Origin of the sequence: Streptomyces abikoensis (assembly GCF_014648775.1) — a bacterium.
GTDB classification, from domain to species: domain Bacteria; phylum Actinomycetota; class Actinomycetes; order Streptomycetales; family Streptomycetaceae; genus Streptomyces; species Streptomyces abikoensis.
Genome location: NZ_BMRT01000001.1, coordinates 498,575 through 517,178, shown reverse-complemented (window position 1 = coordinate 517,178; position 18,604 = coordinate 498,575). Strand labels below are relative to the sequence as shown.

The following is an 18,604-nucleotide window of genomic DNA, read 5'->3' as shown; positions in this document are numbered from 1 at the left end:
TTGCCGTGTTCGCTCGTGCCGCGTCGCGGATCCGTGGCCTACTTCGCCACCACGGAAGTCGTCGCGCGGGGCGCGCCGGCCACGCGGATGGACCGCTGTCGTCTCGTGTCGTGGAGCGACTCGACGGCGTCGCACCAGAGACCGAGATCGGGGGTCGCGCTCAGTTCGGCGGAGCGGGCCTTCGCGCGGCGGGAGGCCTTTTCCCAGTTCTCGGGATCCCGCAGCGCCTTCAGGGCGTGCATCCACGCGTTGAGGTCGTCACGGTAGGCGAAGATCCCCGCGTCGCCGAGGGATTCGACCAGCCCCGGGGTGGGATGGGCGATCACCGGAATACCGGATGCCATCGCCTCCACCGCCACCCGGCCCCAGGACTCGTACAGGCTGGGCATGAGCATCACCCTCGACCGGGCGTAGACGTGCTCGCGCATCCTGTCCCCGGGCACTCCCTCCAGCACTTCGCAATTGGGCAGCCGCATCGGCGGCGCGACCTGCTGCCCGTAGGCGCCCCGGACGCCGAGGAAATTCCACTCCGGCGTCCATGCGGCGACCTGCCAGAAGATGTCGCCACCCTTGTCGGGGTTGAGGTTCACCAGAGTCGCGTGATCGCCGGGTTCGGTGCGGTAGTGCTCCGCGATCACCGGAGGGCGGACGACGATCGTGCGCCCGGGCAGGAACTCGCGGGGGTACCGCGCGTAGTGGATCTCGCCGTCACGCCGGATCCATTCGCTGTTGTAGACGACGAGATCGGCCCCCGCCGCATTGTGGAAGCTCGTGGCGAAGTTGTCGTGGCAGATCACGACGACGGGTATGCGGCGGGCCCTGGCAACGCCCGAGACGATGGGGACGTTCTCGAAGTGGGACAGGAGCACGTCCGCGTTCTGGGCCTCGGCGGCGAAGTCGCCGCCCTCCTGATAGGGAACGACCCGTACACCGTCGATCTCGTAACTCTTCTCGATGGTCCCGGGGTGCGACAGCCACACCGTGACCCGGTGGCCGCGTTCGACCAGGGGACGGAGCATCGAATGGAGCATCCATTCCGAGCCCGCGTTGTGGGCGGGGGGATATCCGTACACCCGGGCCATGACGGACATGCCCCGCGACCCGGTGGTCGCGGCCAGTCCGAGCGGGCGAGCCGGCACCGTTTCCACTGGTCCGTACTCCTTCGGGGCGGGGACGACCATGCCCTGCGACGGGTGGGTGGCCGCGGTCATCAGGTCTGCGGGTCCACGTCCACGGGGGTGGAACTCGAAGTGCGGTCGCCCATACAGAAGACCAGCGACACCTGGACCTTCGGCGCGTGGGCCAGGGCCTTCACCGCGACCCAGGCCGTGGACGTCGCGCCTTTTCCCGACAGGGCCGGATCGACGCCCTGAAAGGTGAGGGCCCGCCCGTCCGACGACAGGCTGCCGCGATAGGTCTTCACGCCCTGCGAACCCTGCACGGACAGCAGATATCCGTCGCCGCCCTCGGGGACGAACCGCAGTCCGTCCCCCTCGGGCAGGGCCACGTGGACGTCCTGCGGGGAAACCGTGCCGTCGTCGTCGGCGTAGAGGTGGACGCCGGGGTAGCCGGTCGCGCCGCCGGGCTTCAACGTCACATCCGGCGGCCCGCCGGGCGAGACCGAGAACGGGATGTGGTCCACGACGCGGACACACGTGGATTCCGATGTCCGGTCACCCACGCAGAAGACGAGCCGGGTCTCACCGAGCCGGGCGTGGTCCGAGGCCTTCACCGCGACCCAGGCCATGGATGTCGTGCCCTTTCCCGACAGGGCCGGGCCGACTCCCTCGAAGGTGACGGCCTGTCCGTCCGCCGACAGGGTCCCGCGATAGGTCTTCGTGTTCTTCCGGGCGTCCAGCACGGTCAGCAGGTAGTCGCAGCCGCCTTCGGCGACGAACTGGAGTCCCTTGCCCTTGGGCAGGGCCACGTAGACGTCCTGCGGCGACCACGTTCCGGAATCGCTCGTCTGCTGAAGCCGCACCCCCGGGTAGCCGGTCTCGCCGGCGGGGGCGAGGGCGAGACCGGGCGGTCCGCCCGGCAGTACCGAGAACCGCGCGGTGGGCTGGACCGTGGCTTCGTCGTCGGTCATGACAGTTGTCCCCTCGTTCCGGACGACAGGTAAGTCGTCGAAATTCGATCCGTATTCGCCGTGCGATACGGAAGTGGATACGGAGAAACTCGGCGGATCGTGTTCGGTTGAATCCCGGACGGCGGCAGGGTTCCGGCCCCGTCGTTCGGGCAGTGCTTCTTCGGCTCGTTCGCCGAACACGGAGAGAAACGTACGGGCCGCGGAACGAGGGGGTCAAAGACGGGAATCGGCAAGGGCGGATCAACGCGCCAGGCCTCCGCCGCGTCCCGTCCCGCGCCCTGTGCCCGGCCCGCGCGAGGGGCCGATACCCGTGGTGAGCTGCGAAGACAGGAGAGTCCGTGATGATCGCGTCATGGTGCAACACGGATTGACGTCAAGCGGTATGGGTCATTTCGCTTGTCGGGCCGGGAAGGGGAACGCCTGGTCAGGAGCGTGCCACTGGTCGTTTATGCGCGCCTGTCGCAATCGGGCGGGATTTCGACCCGGTGGTTCACCCCGGGTGACCGGCGCCGGTACGGGAAATGCGCTGGAAGTTCCCGCGTTTCCACGGGATTTCGGCGGGCGCGCACCGGTCCGGATCGCGGACGCCCAAGCGGAACCCCGGCAGGAAGGCGTACCGGTCGTTTATCGAGACGTCGCGGGCGGGCTTCCAGAGCCGGACGGGACACTTTGGCGCGGGCAATTGAACGTGTGCGCTGCATCACTCCGATCGCGTGCCGCGTGGGAATTCCGCAGGTGTCGGCGGTGCGATCCGATCCCCCGGCGGCGATTCGCCGACGTGCGAGGCGCGTTTCCTGCGGCCGAAACGCGTGTTCACCGCATGTTCAGGTGCCCGGGACGCCCGGTCCCGTGTCCGGGACCGGTGGCGCGTCGGGGCACCACGAAGCCCGGCCCCGTCGCGTACGACGAGGCCGGGCCGTATCCGTACGACGCGCGTCAGCCCCCCAAGTGCCCCAGCACCGCCCCCATCGCCCGCTCCACCGCTCCCCGCGTCTCCTCGGTGTGGTCGAGCGTCTCGAACCCGTGGTGGGCGAGCGGTACGTCGACGATCTCGACGGGGGCCGCGCACTTCTCGGCGGCGGCCAGGAACTCGACGACCGTCGCTGCGATCTCCGGCCGCTCCAGCTCCACCCGGCTGAGCACGAACGGCAGCCGGCCCGCCCGCTGTATCGCCTCGGCGGGGCGGAAGCGGTCCGGCACGGTTCCCGGCCAGTTCGGCATCGGCGCGAGGACGGGGTACGTCGCGGCCACACAGCGCAGCCACGACGGGGGAGCCGACAGCCAGTCCGCCGACAGCAACCCGCCGCCGGAGAAGAACCAGAGCGCCACACGCTCCCCGTCGACGCGCGGATCGGCCCGGACGAGCTCGACCGCCGCCGCGACGTCCTCGGCCGCGCGCCCGAAATCGGCCAGGTCGTGCAGCCGGTGATCCACCGTCACGCCCACCACGCCCAGGCTCGCCGCGTACCGGCCGTACCCGGTGAAGGTGGCCGAGTCCCGAGGCGTCGGCCGAAGGCCGGCGGGGAAGGGGCCGCCGTGGACGAACACCACCGCCGGACGGGGCCCGTCGGCGTCCGGCAGGTGGAGATCGACCCGCCCCACCCGCTCGCGGGGCCGCTCCGGCACGTCCAGCAGGAACGTCGCCTCCCGCGACTCCTCGTCCACCGACAGCCGGTACCCCTCGCCCGCGGCGGCCCGCGTGAGCACCTCGGTCAGCTCGGCGGGGCACGAGAGCATCGGCCAGTGCCCGGTGGGCAGCTCGAAGAAGCTCACCCGGGGATCGGCGAGCGCCCGCAGTTTGGGGTCGCCGAGCCGCACGAACGCCTCGACCATCTCGATGCTCGAACCGTTGGCGTTGCACAGCACACCGGTCGTCGGCAGACCCCGGACCTCCTCCGTCAGCCGCAGCGGCTGGGTGAACGTGCCCGCCGGCTGCGGCACGGCGAGCCGGTTCAGCCGCTCCAGCGCCTCCTGCGGGACGCCGTCGAGGCTCCCCCAGCGCTCCCACTCGTCGAGGACCGGTGCGGGAACCAGAGCGTCGTCCCCCTCCCACCCCGCCAGCAGCTCGTGGACGGCCGGGTCCGGCACCACCTTGAGCGGCGCGTCACCGTCCTGCGGCAGACCGGAGTCCAGATAGACGATCCGGGCCACGCGCCCCGCGCGGCGGCCGGCGGCGCCGAGCACCGGATGGATGCCGTAACCGTGCCCGACCAGCACCACCTCCGGCGCGTCCACGCCGTCGACCGCCCGCACCACGTCCTCGACGTGCGTCTCCAGGTCGATCCCCCGCCCCGCCGGAAGGGCCCCGTCGCCCAGCCCCGTGAGCGTCACTGGGTGCGCCTCCGCCCCCGCCGACCGCAGCCCCGCGGCCACCTCCTGCCAGATCCAGCCGCCGGTGAAGGCCTCGGATACCAGGACGAATGCCGTCATGCGCGTCTCCTCGTCAACGATCGTCCACAGGCCGGCCGATCATCAGGCCGCCCGCGCTCGCCGGTACGGTAGGAACTCCACCTGGGGGAGGTTCAAGGGCGTGTTCGCCGACGACACATGGAGCATCGGAGAGCTCGCCGAACGCGCGGGCACCACCGTCAAGACCGTCCGCTTCTACTCCGACCGCGGCCTGCTGCCCGAGGCCGGGCGCAGCACCGGCGGCCACCGCCGGTACGGCCCCGAGGCCCTCGACCGGCTCCGGCTGATCCGCTCGCTGCGCACCCTGGACCTGCCGGTCCCGGACGTGGGCCGGGTCCTCGGCCGGGAGGACGACGCCGACAACCCCCTCGACGGCGCCCTGGAGGACGTCATCGCCGAGCGGCTGCGGGAGATCGGCTCGCGGATGGCCGCCCTGCGCTGGCGCGAGGCCGCCCTCCAACTGCTCCGGGACTGCCCGGCCGAGGAGCGCGCCGACCGGCTGCTGCTGATCGGCTCCGTCTCCGCGCCGCCCAGCACGTCCTCGCTCGTGCGCTTCTGGCGGGCCTGGATCCCGCCGAGGCTCCCGGCCCGGCTCACCTCCGCGATCATCGACCAGGCCGTGCCCCAGCCCCCCGAGGACCCGACCCCGGCCCAGGTGCTGGCCTTCGCCCGGCTGCACGCCTTCGTCTCCGGCGACTGCGACGGCACGGACAACCGGCCCGCCGTCCACCGGCCCGAGGAGGGCTACCGCCCCGCCGTGCTCTACGACGGGCTGATCGAGGCGTACGCGCTGGCCTCGGCCGAGCTGCGGGCGGGGCGCCCGGCGCGGCCCGGCGAGGCGCTCGACTGCTTCGTCTCCGCCTACGCCCACGCCCGTGGCACGCCCGACAGCCCGGCCTTCCGCCGGCTGCTCGGCGGCCAGCTCGCCGCGGATCCGCGGATCGACCATTACTGGGGGCTCGTCGCCGAGCTGATCAGCCCGCCCTCCGGCCCGCCCGAGCCCACCGCCGGCTCCGCCCACGCGTGGCTCAGCGCCGCCCTGGACGCCGACACGGCCCGGGAAGCCGCCTGAGCCCGTCCGCAGGGGGAGACAGTGTGGCGAAGATGTGACCGTCCCGCCTCAACCAGCGGGCCCGGATCCGAGTCTTCACCTCCAGGTAGGCTTCCGGGACGCGCGACATGGCGCGCCGGAGGCAGGTCGTACACATCAGGCCGCGCGCGAGCGGGTCGTCAACCGGGGAGGATCCGGCGTTGCACATCCAGGAGTGGCTCGAGACAGTTCCGGCCATCGCCGTCTACCTCCTGGTGGGCGGAGTGATCGGGCTGGAGAGCCTGGGCATCCCGCTGCCCGGTGAGATCGTGCTCGTCAGTGCCACGCTGCTCGCCGCCTCGCAGGACCACATCAACCCGTACGTGCTCGGCGGGTGCGCCATCGCGGGTGCGATCATCGGTGACTCCATCGGCTATCTGATCGGCCGCAAGGGCGGCAAGCCGCTGCTGGACTGGCTGGGCCGCAAGTTCCCCAAGCACTTCGGCCCGCACCACGTGGCCACGGCCGAGAAGGCGTTCACGAAGTGGGGCATGTGGGCCGTCTTCGTCGGCCGATTCATCGCCCTGCTGCGGATCTTCGCCGGTCCGCTGGCCGGTGTGCTGAAGATGCCGTACTGGAAGTTCCTCATCGCGAACGTCCTCGGCGGCATCGTCTGGGCCGGCGGCACGGTCGCGCTGATCTACACCGTCGGCAAGGTCGCCGAGGAGTGGATCGGGAAGTTCTCCTGGCTCGGCCTGGTGGCCGCGCTCCTCTTCGGCCTGGGCTCCTTCGTGGTGATGCGGATCAAGGCCAAGAAGGCCGCGAGCAAGGACGAGGCGACCGCCGGCCGGTCCACCGAGGCCGAGGCCGTCGCCGCCGCGGAGTGACGAGGGCGAGAGCGTCGTACCGAAGGCCCCCGGTGATCACCGGGGGCCTTCGGCGTACCCGGGCCCTTCCGCTGCGCCCCGGCGGGTCTTGATCGCTTACGGGTCACGGGGGTTACCGTTACCGGGGCGCGGAAGGCGCCGGCGAAGCGAGGGAGGGGTCAGGCGATGACGGAACGGGCGCTGGTCAAGGCGGTGGCGGGCAGGGAACCCGCGGTCGACCCGGAGGCCTTCACGGCCCCGACCTCCGTCGTGCTCGGCGACGTCACCCTCGCGGCCGGATCGAGCGTCTGGTACCACGCCGTGCTCCGCGCCGACTGCGGTCCCATCGAACTGGGCGCCGACAGCAACATCCAGGACAACTGCACCGTGCACGTCGACCCCGGCTTCCCGGTGCGCGTCGGCGAGCGGGTGACGGTCGGGCACAACGCCGTGCTGCACGGCTGCACCGTCGAGGACGACGTCCTGATCGGCATGGGCGCGACCGTCCTCAACGGCGCCGTGATCGGCGCCGGCTCGCTGGTCGCCGCGCAGGCGCTCGTCCCCCAGGGCATGCGGGTACCGCCCGGCTCGCTGGTCGCGGGCGTCCCGGCGAAGGTGCGCCGGGAGCTGACCGAGGAGGAGCGCGAGCACATCCGGCTCAACGCCACGATGTACCTGGAGCTGGCGAAGGCCCACCGCGAGGTGTAGCCGAACACGGCGATGTTCCAGGCCGTGCCCGGCGGAGCCGCACGGTGTCACGGCCCCGCGCCCCTACGGGGCACCGCGTGATCCGCCGGACAGGGCCCAGGCGCGCGCCGGTCAGCGGCTGAGGCCGGCGGCGAAGTCCGCCAAGGCCGCCGCGACGGCTTCGGGGGCCTCCAGGGGCAGCAGGTGGCCGCTGCCGGGGACGGTGTCGAACCGGGCGTGCGGCACGTGGGGCAGCAGGCATGCGCGGAGGACGTGGGGAGGCTCGACCCGGTCGTCCTCCCCGGCCAGGACGAGGACGGGGACGCTGATCGCCCCGGCCGCGTCCGTGATGTCGGCGGCGATGCCTCGCAGCGGCCACTCCTCGCGCGCGGCGTCGTCACTGGCCAGGCTGTCCCGCACGGCGGCGTTCCGGACGGCGCCCTCAAGGCGGGTGGCGGTCAGGGCGTGGTCGAGCGCCTCCTCGACCGTCCGCGCCGAGTCGTAGGCGTGCGCGAGGAACCGCTGGTACTCCGCGGTCACGGAAGCCGGCGGCCGCGGCGGCGCGGGAGCCACCAGCGCCAGTCCCGCCAAGCCCTCCGGGTGGCGCGCGGCGGCGAGTTGGGCCACCTTTCCGCCCATCGAATGCCCGACGAGGACGAACCTGTCGAGAGCGAGGCCCTCGACCACGTCGATGACGTCGTCGGCGAGCCGGTCGAGGTGATACGGGCCGGGCAGCGTCCGCGACGAACCCCACCCGCGCTGGTCGAAGCGGACCGTCGCGGAGTCGGCCGGCAGCTTCCCCACGACCGCGTCCCAGGTACCGGCCGATCCGCCCCAGTAGTGCACGAACACCAGCGTCGGCCCTCGTCGCCCCTGCCTGCGGACGCCGATCGCCCCACCGCTCACGGGGACGGGGTGAGTTGTTGTTTCCGTAGTCGTCATGACCTCACGCTATGGTTCCCACGCCGAAGAGACCCGGCCGAAAGGCGCATGATCCTTGTGGAAAACGGACAGCTTCCCTCGGTCCGGCAGTTGCGCTACACCCCGGCCTCGGACGCGGGGCGCGGTGTCGAGGTGCTCAGCTTCGATCAGCTGCGGACCATGGACCCCGCCCGTCGGCGCGCCCTGCCCCAACGGCCGGACTTCCACGTCCTGGCGCTGGTGACCTCGGGCGCCGGCCGGCACACGGCCGACTTCGTGGACCATCCGCTGCGGGAACGGACCGTCGTATGGATCCGGCCGGGCGTCGTGCACCGCTGGACCGACGTCGAAGAGGTGCAGGGGCCGCTGGTCCTGTTCGAGCCGGGCTTCCTGCCCGTCTCAGGTCCCGCGGGGCAGGCGGCGGCGGATGTCTTCGCCCCTGCCAGCCGGCGGCTGGAGGACGACCTCGGCTGGCGGTTGAGCGTACGCGCGGCCGATCACCTGAGCCACGAGCACGCGACGGCCGTGGCGCACCCGGAGCTGGCGTCGCCACCCGTACTGGTGCACCTGCTCTCCGCACTCGTCCTGCGGGTCCTGCCCCCGGCGTCGGCCTCGCCACCCGCCGCCGACGCCGGGAACCACACGGTCTTCCGCCGCTACCGGGCCGCGGTGGAGGAACGCTTCGCCCACCAGCACCACGTCACCGACTACGCCCGCCAACTCGGCTACGACCCACGCACCCTGACCCGGGCGGTCCGCGCCGCCACCGGCCTGGGGGCGAAACACTTCCTCGACCAGCGGATCCTGCTGGAGGCCAAGCGGCTGCTCGCGCACACCGACCTGCCCGTCGCGCGCGTCGCCGGGCACCTCGGTTTCGGGGACTCCGCCAACTTCACCACGTTCTTCCAGCGCCAGACCGGCCTGCCTCCCAGCCGCTGGCGCGCGTCAGGGACGGCACACGACAAAGCCCCCGGCCCTTCGTGACCGAAGGGCGCGGGGACTCGAGGACCCGTCCACGGTTCCGTCAGCCCGTCGCCAGCAGGACCGTTCCCACGAGCGCCAGGCCCGCGCCCGCGGCCTGCACCCCGCGCAGCCGTTCGCTCAGGAAGCCCCGGGCCGCCAGCGCGGTGACCACCGGGTAGAGGGAGGCGAGGACGGCGGCGACGGTCACCGGGCCGCTGTTGGCCGCGATGCTGTACGTACCGTTGGCGGCCACGTCGGACAGGCCGACGAAGGCGAGCGCGGGCAGCGCCGAGCGGATGCCCTGCCAGCCGTCCTCCGGCAGCGCCGGGGCGCCCCGGCGGACGGAGGCGTAGAGGGCGCCCGCGCCCACCGCCACGTTGCACAGGCGCTGGACGAACAGGGCGAGGAAGAGCCCGGTGAGGTTGTGCGAGGCCTCGGCTATCAGCGCCATCACGGAGCCGAAACCGAAGGCGGCGACGAGCGTGAGCACCAGGGTCTGGCGCTGCACGGGCGCGCCGCCCATGCCCGGGCCGCTGGCCAGGACGACGCCGGCGACGGCGACCGCGATGCCCGCGACCTGGAGCAGGCCCGGGCGCTCGCCCAGGACGAGCCCGACGCCGAGCGGCACCGCGACGCCGCCGAGCGCGCCCAGTGGGGAGACGACGCCCATCGGGCCGAGGGCCAGGGCGCGGTAGAAGGCGAGCATCGCCGCCGGGCCGACGACGCCGGCCGCGACCGCGTACCAGAGCTGGGGGCCGGCCTCGGACCAGCCGCCGGTGGCGACGACGATCGAGCCCAGCGCGCCCACGGCGAGCAGCTGGGAGACCAGGACCACGGTCAGGGCGGGCATGCGCCGGGTGAGCAGCCCACCGCCGAAGTCGGCCAGCCCCCACATGAGGCTGGTGGCCAGGGCGAAGACCGGTGTCATGGGAAGGACCTCGCAGTACAGTGTGGTGAACAGTGGAGTCCGGGACACCGTAGTTCATTCGATTGAACTTGGCGAAAAAATATATTGGACGGGATCGAACGTGACGGACCTCGACCAGCTCACACAGTCACTCGCCCGTAACCTCAAGCGCTGGCGTGGCGAGCGCAACTTCACCCTCGACGCCCTGGCGGCCCGCTCCGGAGTCAGTCGCGGCATGATCATCCAGATCGAGCAGGCCAGGACCAACCCCAGCGTCGGGACCACGGTCAAGCTCGCCGACGCGCTGGGCGTCAGCATCACCACGCTCCTGGACTACGAGCAGGGCGCCCGCGTCCGGGTCGTCCCCCGGGAGCAGACGGTACGGATGTGGTCCACCGAGGCGGGCAGCCACACCTCGCTCCTCGTCGGCACCGAGGCGCGCGGCCCGCTGGAGCTGTGGGAGTGGCGCATCGTGCCCGGCGACAGCAGCGCCTCGGACGCCCACCCGCCCGGCACGGTCGAGCTGCTGACGGTCACCGCCGGCGAGCTCACCCTCGTCGTCGACGGGACGGAGCACCGGGTGCCGGCCGGCAGCTCGGCCACCTTCGAGGCGAACGTGCCGCACGTCTACCGCAACGACGGCTCCGAACCGGTGGAGATGACCATGGCGGTGGCCGTGCCGCCCGCCCGCTGAGCCGTCCCGGCGCCGGCCGGCCGCCGCGACGACACGTCGAGCGACAGGGCCAGCGAGTGCTCGGCGAAACCGAGCCCGCGGTACAGCCGCTCGGCGTCCTCCGAGGCGTGGAGATCGACGCGCGTGACGCCCTGCACGGCGAACCAGTCGAGCAGCGCCTCCGTCGTCGCACGGGCGAGACCCCGCCCCCGGTACGGGACGTCGGTGCACACGTTGAAGACGAAGCCGAACAGGCCCGTCGGATGGCCCGGGGCGGGCAGTCGCTCCTCGATCCGGCCGACGCAGCACGCCGCCAGCCTCGGCACCCCCTCCGCCGGTTCGCCGTCCATGGCGAATCCGTCCACGACGAAGCCGACGAGCCCCGGCCGCCCGGTCTCCGCGAGCTGCCGCCGCGCCGTTTCCTCGGCCGCGGCCTCCCAGGGGCCGGGGGAGTCCTCGCCGCTCATCTCGGCGAACATCAGACGACGCAAGCGGACGATCTCGGCGGCGTCCTCGGGGCGGGCCATACGCGGAACGATCATGGAGTGACGCTAGCGCACGCCCGCCGGGGGACTTCAGGATTTCCCAAGGGATTCAGGAAGGGATCCAGGAACGGGCGGGGCCTCAGCGCAGCCGGGGGATCTCGATCGCCGGGCAGCGGTCCATGACCATCGACAGCCCCGCCGCCCGCGTCCGCTCGTACGCGTCCTCGTCGATCACGCCGAGCTGGAACCAGACCGCCTTCGCGCCCACCGCGACCGCCTCGTCCGCGACCGCGCCCGCGAGCTCCGAGCGGACGAAGACGTCCACGACGTCGACGTCGAAGGGGATGTCCGAGAGCGAGGCGTACCCCCGCTCGCCGTGGACCGTCTCGGCCTTGGGGTGCACGGGCACGACGCGCTTGCCGTGGCGCTGCAGGAACTCGGCCACGCCGAACGCTGCGCGCCGCTCGTTGGCTGACAGACCGACCACCGCCCAGGTGGGGCCGGTCCCCTCGATGATCTTCCGGATGATCCCCGGTTCTGCGTACATGCCCGCTCAACGAGCGTCCCCGTCCCCACCATTCCCGGGATCACCCACCAGATCCGGCCAAGATCCGGACGAGTTCCGGGGACGAACTAGGCTTACGGGATGCACGACGAATACCGGACGGTCGCGCGCGAGGGCGTGCACGAGATCGAGATCAACAAGTCGCGCTTCATCTGCGCGCTCGCGCCCGCCGCGACCGAGGAGGAGGCGCAGGCCTTCGTCGCCCGGATCCGCAAGGAGCACCCCACCGCGCGCCACAACTGCTGGGCCTACGTCATCGGCGCCGATGGCTCCGTCCAGAAGGCCAGCGACGACGGCGAGCCCGGCGGCACCGCGGGCGTGCCCATGCTCCAGATGCTCGTCCGGCGCGAGACCCGCTACGTCGTCGCGGTCGTCACCCGCTACTTCGGCGGCATCAAGCTCGGCGCCGGCGGGCTCATCCGCGCCTACGGCGGCGTGGTCGGCGAGGCCCTCGACACCCTGGGCACCATCACGCGGCGCCGCTTCCGGCTGGCGACCGTCACCGTCGACCACCAGCGCGCCGGAAAGCTGGAGAACGAACTGCGCGCCACCGGCCGCGAGGTGCGGAACGTGACCTACGGCACGGGTGTGAGCATCGAGATCGGGCTGCCCGAGGCGGACGTCGAGACCTTCCGCGCCTGGCTGGCCGACAGCACGGCGGGCACGGCCCGCCTGGAACTGGGCGGGGAGGCCTACGGCGACGTCTGACGCCCGGCGGGCCGCCACCCGTCTGCCGACCGCCCGCATTCGACCGCCCGTCTCCGACCGCCCGCATTCGGCCGATCGTGCCGCCCGGCCGCCGCCCGGATGCGAAACTGGGGGACGGAACTGGACAGAGTGCCGTCCGGAACAGGTGCGACGCGTGCGCACACCGGGACCGGAGACGACAGCGGAGGGGACGAGACGATGCGGGCCGGAGCCGTCCTGTGAGACTGCTGCACACCTCGGACTGGCACCTCGGACGGTCCTTCCACCGCGTGAACCTCCTGGAGGCCCAGCGCGCCTTCGTCGACCACCTCGTCCGGACCGTCCGCGAGCACCGCGTCGACGCCGTGCTCGTCGCCGGCGACGTCTACGACCGGGCCGTGCCCCCGCTCGCCGCCGTCGAGCTCTTCGACGAAACCCTCCACCGGCTCGCCGAGCTCGCCGTCCCCACCGTGATGATCTCCGGCAACCACGACTCGCCCCGCCGCCTCGGCGTCGGCGCCGGACTCATCGAGCGCGCCGGCATACACCTGCGCACCGACCCCGACGCCTGCGGCACCCCCGTCCTCCTCGCCGACGACCACGGCGACGTCGCCTTCTACGGCCTGCCCTACCTGGAGCCCGCCCTCGTCCGCGAACGCCTCGGCGCCGCCAAGGCCGGGCACACGGCCGTGCTCCGGGCCGCCATGGACCGGGTACGGGCCGACCTCGCCGGGCGGCCCGACGGCACCCGCGCCGTCGTCCTCGCCCACGCCTTCGTCGCCGGCGGCGCCACCAGCGACAGCGAGCGCGACATCACCGTCGGCGGCGTCGCCGCCGTCCCCGCCGACGTCTTCGACGGCGTCCACTACACCGCCCTCGGCCACCTCCACGGCAGCCAGGCCATCACCGACCGCGTCCGCTACTCCGGCTCCCCGCTCGCCTACTCCTTCTCCGAGGCCGACCACCGCAAGACCATGTGGCTGGTCGACCTCGACGCGGACGGCGCCGTCACCGCCGAGCGTCTCGACTGCCCCGTGCCGCGCCCCCTCGCCCGGATCCGCGGCCGGCTGGAGGAGCTCCTCGCCGACCCGGGGCTCGACCGGCACGAGGACGCCTGGATCGAGGCCACCCTCACCGACCCCGACCGCCCCCACGAGCCCATGGCCCGGCTCACCCGCCGCTTCCCCCACACCCTCAGCCTCGTCTTCGAACCCGACCGGGCCCCCGAGGACCCCCTCGCCTCCTACGCCTCGCGGCTGCGCGGCCGCACCGACCAGCAGATCGCCGAGGACTTCGTGGCACACGTACGCGGCGGCGCCGGACCCGACGCGGCCGAGCGCGCCGTCCTCACCGCCGCGCTCGACTCCGTACGCCTGGACGAGGCCGCCCGCGAGGTGACCCCGTGAGGCTCCACCGGCTCACCCTGACGGCCTTCGGGCCCTTCGGCGGCACCGAGCACATCGACTTCGACGAGCTCGCCGGCGCGGGGCTGTTCCTCCTCCACGGGCCCACCGGCGCGGGCAAGACGTCCGTCCTCGACGCGGTCTGCTACGCGCTCTACGGCGGCGTGCCCGGCGCCCGGCAGGGCGCCGGCCTCACCCTGCGCAGCGACCACGCCGACCCCGCCACCCCCACCGAGGTCGTCCTCGAACTCACCGCCGGCGAACGACGCCTGGAGATCACCCGGCGCCCCGAGCAGCCCCGCCCCAAGAAGCGCGGCACCGGCTTCACCCGGGAGAAGGCGTACAGCGCGCTGCGCGAACTGCCCGCCGGGGCCACGGAGTGGAAGGCGCTCAGCCGCTCCCACGACGAGATCGGCGAGGAGATCACGCGGCTGCTCGGCATGAGCCGCGAACAGTTCTGCCAGGTCGTCCTGTTGCCGCAGGGCGACTTCGCCCGCTTCCTGCGCGCCGAGGACGGCGCCCGCGCCCGGCTGCTGGGCCGCCTCTTCGACACGGGCCGCTTCGCCGCGGCCGAGGAACACCTCGCGGAACTCCGCCGCGCGGCGGAGGCCCGGGTGCGCGCGGGCGACGAACGTCTCCTCGCCCTCGGCCACCGAATGCGGCAGGCGGCGGCCGACCCGTCCCTACCGGAGGTGGGCACGCCGCAACCGGCTACGGTGGCGGATGCCCCGGGCCCGCGCGCGTCCGCTTCCGGTGAGCTCACGGTCCGGTCGGCCGCGACCGGAGCGTCGCGCCCGGCGATGACGCCGGGGGCCGAGCCTCCCGCCCCACGGACAGGAGCGCCGACGGGCCTCCCGGCCGCGACGCCCCAGGGCCCGGCTGGGGGCCGCGTGCCCGCCTCCGCCGGGGCGCCGCTCGCGGGCGAGCCCGGGACCGTCTCCGATGGGGCAAGGCTGCCGGGGGAGTCCGGTGGCCTGTCGGCGGCGACGACTTCGGGCCCGGCGGGCGCCCGCCCGTCGCCCCGGCCCGCGGCGAGCGGTGCGGCGTCCCGTCGTGCCGGGCGGGTGCCCGCGCCTCGGGGCGGCCGGGGTGGGGCGTCGGCGCCCGTGCCGCTCGCACCCGGCGACGCCGGGCTCGCCGAGGCCGTGCTGGAGTGGGCGGCGCTCGCCCGTACCCACGCGCGGGAGCGGCGGGACATCGCCGACGCGGCGGCTCGCGCCGCCGAGCGCGGCCACCAGCTCGCGCGGCAGCGCGCCGACGAGGCGCGCGACCTGGAACGGCTCCAGCGGCGGCACGCGGACGCCCTGCGCCGCGCCGCCGCCCTGGCCGAGGGCCGGGCGGAGCGGGACGCGGTGCGCGAGCGGCTGGCGCGGGGCCGGGCGGCCGAGGTCGTCGCGCCCGCGCTGGAAGCGCGCGACCGGGCCGAATCCGAGCACCGGGCCGCCGCCGAGGCCGAGCGCCGGGCCAGGACACCGCTCCCCGCCGAGCGGCGCGAAGCCGGCGCCGAGGAACTCGGCGCCCTCGAACACGCCCTCCGCGAGGAACTCGGCTCGCTCGCCGCCGCCCGCCGCGCCGAGGAGCGCGCCGCGGCCATCGCCGCCGAGACCGCGGGCCTGGAGCGCGCCGCCGACGCCGACGAGGCCCTCCTCGCCGAGGCCGCCGACTGGCTGGCCGGCTGGGACGCCACCCGCCGGGACCACCAGCGGCGCGTCGACGCGGCACAGGAGGCCGCCGCGCTGGCCGAACGGCTCGCCACGCGCCTGGAGACCGAACGGCAGCGGCTCGCCGCCGCCCGCCGCCGCGACGGGCTCGCCCACGACGTATCCGCCGCCGAGGCCCGGCTGCTGCGCGCCCGCGAAGAGGCCGTCGCCGCCCACGAGCACTGGCTCGACCTCAAGGAACGCCGACTGCGCGGCATCGCCGCCGAGCTCGCCGCCGGGCTCGAGCCCGGCGCGCCCTGCGCCGTGTGCGGTGCCACCGAGCACCCCGACCCGGCCCGCGCCGCCGCCGGACAGGTGGACCGCGCGACCGAGGAGGCAGCGCTGGCCGCGAGCCGACGCGCCAACGACGTGAGGGACGCGGCGGACCTGGCCCTGCGCCCCCTGCGCGAGGAACTGGCCGTGGCCGTCGCCGACGCGGGCGAGGCCACCGTCACCGACCTCACCGCCCTCGTCGACGACCTGGCCCGCGACCACGCCGGCGCCCGCGCCGCCGCCGAGGACCTCCACCGCGCCCGCCAGGCCCTGGAGAGCGCCGAGCGCGAGCACGAGCGGCGCCGCGCCGCACAGGAGGAGGCCCGGCTGCGCCTCGCCGCCCACGCCACGCGCCGGGACGGCCTCGACGCGGAACTGCGCGCGCTGACCGAGGAACTGGACCGGGCGCGCGGGGGCGCCGAGAGCGTCGCCCACCGCGCCGCGCTGCTGGAACACCGGCTGCGCCTCGTCGCCGACGCCGCCGAGGCCGCGCGCGAGACGGCCCGTACGGCGGACCGGCTCAAGGAGGCCGACGACCGGCTCGCCGACGCCGCCTACCGCGCCGGCTTCGACACCCCCGCCCAGGCCGCCGCGGCACTGCTGGGCGCCGCCGCCCGGCGGGAGCTCGAGGAGCGGGAAGAGGCGTGGCGGCGCGAGGAGGCGGCCGTCACCGCCGAACTGGCCGACCCCGGCCCGGCCGAGGCCGCCGCGCTGCCGCCCGCCGACGCGGAGGCGGCCCGCGCCGCCGCCGACGCGGCGACCCGGCTGCTGCGGCACGCCTCCGCCGAGGAGGCCGCCGCCCGCACCCGCTGCGACGAACTGGACCGGCTCTCCGCCGAGGCCGTCGCCGACGCCCGCCGCCTGGCCCCGCTGCGCGCGGAGTACCACCGGGTGGCCGAGCTCGCCTCGCTCGCCGCCGGCACCTCCGCCCGCAACGAGCGCAAGATGCGCCTGGAGTCGTACGTCCTGGCCGCCCGGCTGGAGCAGGTGGCCGCCGCCGCGACGGTCCGGCTGCGACGGATGTCGGGCGGGCGCTACACGCTCGTCCACTCCGACGCCCGGACCTCCGGGCGCGGCCGTTCCGGCCTGGGCCTCCACGTCGTCGACGCCTGGACCGGCAGCGAGCGCGACACCGCCACGCTCTCCGGCGGGGAGACCTTCTTCGCCTCCCTCGCCCTCGCCCTCGGCCTCGCCGACGTGGTCACGGAGGAGGCGGGCGGCGTCCGCCTGGACACCCTCTTCATCGACGAGGGCTTCGGCAGCCTCGACGAGCAGACCCTCGACGAGGTCCTCGACGTCCTGGACTCGCTGCGCGAGCGCGACCGCACGGTCGGCATCGTCAGCCACGTCGCCGACCTCAGACAGCGCGTCCCCGCGCAACTGCGCGTCGTCAAGGACCGGTCGGGCTCGTCCGTCCGCCTGCGGACGGCTCCCCACCCCGACTGATGGCCCGGCGGGGCAGTGGCGACGAGTACACGACGCTCGTCGTCACCGACCCCAGCGCCCCGATCCGCCCCGCGACCTCCTCCAGGTGCCGCATCGACCGAGCCGCGACCTTCAGCACGAAGCAGTCGTCCCCGGTGACGTGGTGCGCCTCCAGCACCTCGGGCGTGGTGTCGAGGAGGTCGTGGAAGGGCTTGTCGTTCCCGTTGGGGTACCGCAGCCGGACGAAGGCGAGCACCGGGAGCCCGAGCCGCTCGGGATTGACGACGGCCGTGTACCCCCCGATCACCCCGGCTTCCTCCAGCCGCCGTACACGCTCGGTCACGGCGCTCGGCGACATGTTCACGATGCGGGCCAGCTCGGCGTATCCGACGCGGCCGCTGCTCTGGAGGGCGTCGAGTATGCGCCAGTCGGTGGCGTCCGGGGAATATGCGGTCATGGGCGCTGTCTAGCAGGGGAACACCCGGCGGATCAATGGTTTTGCCGTGGAAGCGGCGTCCGCGCTGTGAGCAGCGGGGTGCTCACAGCGCCGTCGCGCCGGTGTCAGCCGCCGGCCTGCTTGCAGGCGGTGTCGGTCCTGGCCGGGCCGACCTGGTCGACCTTGCCCATCACGGTGTCGCACAGCAGCTTGCTGGCCGTCGGGACCCCGGTCGCGCCGAGTGCGCAGGCGATCTCCGCGCCGATGGTGCTGCGGGCGGGGTTGCCGCCCGCGAGGTAGTTGGCGCAGCTGGGGCCGTCGGCGTGGGCGGCGGGCGCCGCGATGACGACGCCTCCGACGGCCAGGGCGAGGGTGCCCAGGGCCGCGGCGAGACGGGTGCGGATGCTTCCGGTCATGGAGTGTCCTCGCTGAGACGAAGTGGGGGGATGGGAAGTCGGCTGTCGTTGCCTATGTGGTCTGCGGGGGCAACACGAACTTCACCGACCGGAAGGTGACACTGTCCGGCTCCTGGCCGCTGCGAGGCTTGAGCACGACCTTGGCGGTGCCTGTGCAGTCGTCGCTCTCGAAGATCTGGGCGTTGGCCCTGGTGCTGGTGTTCTGGGGCGCGAACGCATCCGCGTTTGGGGCCCCAGGTTCGAGCTCTGCGACCTGCTGGATGAGGAGGCAATCGTTCAAGGGCGGCTGTTCCGGCAGGCTCGCGCTCACCGTGTCCCCGGTGGTGGTGCTCGTGTACTTGTAGTTGAGTCCGAGCTGTTCCTGCGCGTGCGCGGACGTGGCGGACGAGAGGGTCAGGGCGAGGGCGCTCGCGAGGGCGAACAGCGCGGGGGCCAGGCGCATGGGGGATCCCCTTCGGCGGATGGGCGCGGGCTGGTCGGCACCCATGATGCTGGCGTTCGTGCCGGAAATACGCCGATGGGGCCATTGGTGGCCCCAATCCACCCGCCGGAGTGAACATGCCGGATTTCAGGGGGAGTTGGCATGACAGAGCATTGGCCAAGATGTGTCACTCCCGGCACGAATCCGGGAGCGACGGCGCCGGTGGACGGCGGCGACCGCGGTCGCCG

The 18,604-nt window shown here is 73.7% G+C and carries 18 protein-coding genes; 8 read left to right on the top strand and 10 right to left on the bottom strand.

Annotated features, from left to right (window positions below; all coding sequences use genetic code 11):
• Positions 1–38: 38 nt before the first annotated feature.
• From IE096_RS02245 to IE096_RS02235, 3 genes are all read right to left on the bottom strand, one after another.
• Positions 39–1,211, bottom strand: a complete 1,173-nt coding sequence (locus tag IE096_RS02245; RefSeq protein ID WP_373297991.1) for a glycosyltransferase family 4 protein — start codon at positions 1,209–1,211, stop codon at positions 39–41.
• The gene (locus tag IE096_RS02240) at positions 1,211–2,089 is read right to left on the bottom strand and encodes a hypothetical protein (protein ID WP_189447796.1); all 879 of its coding nucleotides are present in this window, start codon (positions 2,087–2,089) and stop codon (positions 1,211–1,213) included. The genes IE096_RS02245 and IE096_RS02240 overlap by 1 nt, the downstream gene beginning before the upstream one ends.
• Before the next feature lie 936 nt (positions 2,090–3,025).
• A complete protein-coding gene (locus IE096_RS02235) occupies positions 3,026–4,519 on the bottom strand; it encodes an alpha/beta hydrolase (RefSeq protein WP_189447794.1) in 1,494 nt (497 codons plus the stop codon).
• Positions 4,520–4,619: 100 nt separating this feature from the next.
• On the opposite strand from IE096_RS02235, the gene IE096_RS02230 reads away from it, so the two are divergent.
• From IE096_RS02230 to IE096_RS02220, 3 genes are all read left to right on the top strand, one after another.
• Positions 4,620–5,570 (top strand): MerR family transcriptional regulator, encoded by a 951-nt coding sequence (locus tag IE096_RS02230; RefSeq protein WP_229819865.1) that lies wholly within the window; start codon positions 4,620–4,622, stop codon positions 5,568–5,570.
• Between the two features lie 179 nt (positions 5,571–5,749).
• Positions 5,750–6,415 carry a DedA family protein gene (locus IE096_RS02225; protein ID WP_189447791.1) on the top strand — a complete coding sequence of 222 codons (666 nt, stop codon included), beginning with the start codon at positions 5,750–5,752 and terminating at the stop codon, positions 6,413–6,415.
• A gap of 165 nt (positions 6,416–6,580) precedes the next feature.
• A complete protein-coding gene (locus IE096_RS02220; RefSeq protein ID WP_189447789.1) occupies positions 6,581–7,102 on the top strand; it encodes a gamma carbonic anhydrase family protein in 522 nt (173 codons plus the stop codon).
• 111 nt (positions 7,103–7,213) lie between these two features.
• On the opposite strand, the gene IE096_RS02215 is transcribed toward IE096_RS02220, so the two are convergent.
• Positions 7,214–8,023, bottom strand: coding sequence for an alpha/beta fold hydrolase (locus IE096_RS02215; protein ID WP_189447787.1), 810 nt, complete (start codon positions 8,021–8,023; stop codon positions 7,214–7,216).
• A 48-nt stretch (positions 8,024–8,071) separates the two neighbouring features.
• Between IE096_RS02215 and IE096_RS02210 the strand changes: the two genes are divergently transcribed.
• Entirely contained in the window at positions 8,072–8,986 is a 915-nt protein-coding gene (locus IE096_RS02210) for a helix-turn-helix domain-containing protein (RefSeq protein ID WP_229819864.1), read from the top strand.
• Between the two features lie 40 nt (positions 8,987–9,026).
• Here the strand turns inward: IE096_RS02210 and IE096_RS02205 are convergent, their stop codons facing one another.
• Positions 9,027–9,893, bottom strand: a complete 867-nt coding sequence (locus IE096_RS02205; protein WP_189447785.1) for an EamA family transporter — start codon at positions 9,891–9,893, stop codon at positions 9,027–9,029.
• Positions 9,894–9,993: 100 nt separating this feature from the next.
• Between IE096_RS02205 and IE096_RS02200 the strand changes: the two genes are divergently transcribed.
• Positions 9,994–10,566: a helix-turn-helix domain-containing protein gene (locus IE096_RS02200; RefSeq protein ID WP_189447783.1), complete on the top strand. Its 573-nt coding sequence runs from the start codon at positions 9,994–9,996 to the stop codon at positions 10,564–10,566.
• Here the strand turns inward: IE096_RS02200 and IE096_RS02195 are convergent.
• Both IE096_RS02195 and IE096_RS02190 read right to left on the bottom strand, forming a co-directional pair.
• Complete coding sequence (locus IE096_RS02195) at positions 10,500–11,087, bottom strand: GNAT family N-acetyltransferase (RefSeq protein WP_189447781.1); 588 nt, start codon at positions 11,085–11,087, stop codon at positions 10,500–10,502. The two genes, IE096_RS02200 and IE096_RS02195, sit on opposite strands and share 67 nt — an antisense overlap.
• An 82-nt stretch (positions 11,088–11,169) precedes the next feature.
• Positions 11,170–11,577: a CoA-binding protein gene (locus IE096_RS02190; protein WP_189447779.1), complete on the bottom strand. Its 408-nt coding sequence runs from the start codon at positions 11,575–11,577 to the stop codon at positions 11,170–11,172.
• A 99-nt stretch (positions 11,578–11,676) separates the two neighbouring features.
• Between IE096_RS02190 and IE096_RS02185 the strand changes: the two genes are divergently transcribed.
• The 3 genes from IE096_RS02185 to IE096_RS02175 all read left to right on the top strand — a co-directional run bounded on the left by IE096_RS02185 (position 11,677) and on the right by IE096_RS02175 (position 17,104).
• On the top strand, positions 11,677–12,303 hold the full coding sequence (locus tag IE096_RS02185; protein ID WP_189447777.1) for a YigZ family protein: 627 nt from the start codon (positions 11,677–11,679) through the stop codon (positions 12,301–12,303).
• 218 nt (positions 12,304–12,521) lie between these two features.
• Positions 12,522–13,688 (top strand): exonuclease SbcCD subunit D, encoded by a 1,167-nt coding sequence (locus IE096_RS02180; RefSeq protein WP_189447775.1) that lies wholly within the window; start codon positions 12,522–12,524, stop codon positions 13,686–13,688.
• Positions 13,685–17,104 (top strand): AAA family ATPase, encoded by a 3,420-nt coding sequence (locus IE096_RS02175; RefSeq protein WP_189447773.1) that lies wholly within the window; start codon positions 13,685–13,687, stop codon positions 17,102–17,104. The genes IE096_RS02180 and IE096_RS02175 overlap by 4 nt, the downstream gene beginning before the upstream one ends.
• On the opposite strand, the gene IE096_RS02170 is transcribed toward IE096_RS02175, so the two are convergent.
• The 3 genes from IE096_RS02170 to IE096_RS02160 all read right to left on the bottom strand — a co-directional run bounded on the left by IE096_RS02170 (position 17,049) and on the right by IE096_RS02160 (position 18,377).
• Positions 17,049–17,540 (bottom strand): Lrp/AsnC family transcriptional regulator, encoded by a 492-nt coding sequence (locus IE096_RS02170; protein WP_189447772.1) that lies wholly within the window; start codon positions 17,538–17,540, stop codon positions 17,049–17,051. The two genes, IE096_RS02175 and IE096_RS02170, sit on opposite strands and share 56 nt — an antisense overlap.
• 104 nt (positions 17,541–17,644) lie before the next feature.
• Positions 17,645–17,935, bottom strand: coding sequence for a hypothetical protein (locus tag IE096_RS02165; protein WP_189447770.1), 291 nt, complete (start codon positions 17,933–17,935; stop codon positions 17,645–17,647).
• A 52-nt stretch (positions 17,936–17,987) separates the two neighbouring features.
• On the bottom strand, positions 17,988–18,377 hold the full coding sequence (locus IE096_RS02160) for a hypothetical protein (RefSeq protein ID WP_189447768.1): 390 nt from the start codon (positions 18,375–18,377) through the stop codon (positions 17,988–17,990).
• Positions 18,378–18,604 lie beyond the last annotated feature (227 nt).

What these genes read in the sequence shown, in the direction of transcription:
- IE096_RS02210 (WP_229819864.1), top strand. Translation starts at nt 8,072, where the DNA reads ATGATCCTTGTGGAAAACGGACAGCTTCCCTCGGTCCGGCAGTTGCGC.
- IE096_RS02160 (WP_189447768.1), bottom strand. Translation starts at nt 18,377, where the DNA reads ATGCGCCTGGCCCCCGCGCTGTTCGCCCTCGCGAGCGCCCTCGCCCTG.
- IE096_RS02235 (WP_189447794.1), bottom strand. Translation starts at nt 4,519, where the DNA reads ATGACGGCATTCGTCCTGGTATCCGAGGCCTTCACCGGCGGCTGGATC.
- IE096_RS02190 (WP_189447779.1), bottom strand. Translation starts at nt 11,577, where the DNA reads ATGTACGCAGAACCGGGGATCATCCGGAAGATCATCGAGGGGACCGGC.
- IE096_RS02205 (WP_189447785.1), bottom strand. Translation starts at nt 9,893, where the DNA reads ATGACACCGGTCTTCGCCCTGGCCACCAGCCTCATGTGGGGGCTGGCC.
- IE096_RS02245 (WP_373297991.1), bottom strand. Translation starts at nt 1,211, where the DNA reads ATGACCGCGGCCACCCACCCGTCGCAGGGCATGGTCGTCCCCGCCCCG.
- IE096_RS02240 (WP_189447796.1), bottom strand. Translation starts at nt 2,089, where the DNA reads ATGACCGACGACGAAGCCACGGTCCAGCCCACCGCGCGGTTCTCGGTA.
- IE096_RS02195 (WP_189447781.1), bottom strand. Translation starts at nt 11,087, where the DNA reads ATGATCGTTCCGCGTATGGCCCGCCCCGAGGACGCCGCCGAGATCGTC.
- IE096_RS02215 (WP_189447787.1), bottom strand. Translation starts at nt 8,023, where the DNA reads ATGACGACTACGGAAACAACAACTCACCCCGTCCCCGTGAGCGGTGGG.
- IE096_RS02220 (WP_189447789.1), top strand. Translation starts at nt 6,581, where the DNA reads ATGACGGAACGGGCGCTGGTCAAGGCGGTGGCGGGCAGGGAACCCGCG.
- IE096_RS02165 (WP_189447770.1), bottom strand. Translation starts at nt 17,935, where the DNA reads ATGACCGGAAGCATCCGCACCCGTCTCGCCGCGGCCCTGGGCACCCTC.
- IE096_RS02185 (WP_189447777.1), top strand. Translation starts at nt 11,677, where the DNA reads ATGCACGACGAATACCGGACGGTCGCGCGCGAGGGCGTGCACGAGATC.
- IE096_RS02170 (WP_189447772.1), bottom strand. Translation starts at nt 17,540, where the DNA reads ATGACCGCATATTCCCCGGACGCCACCGACTGGCGCATACTCGACGCC.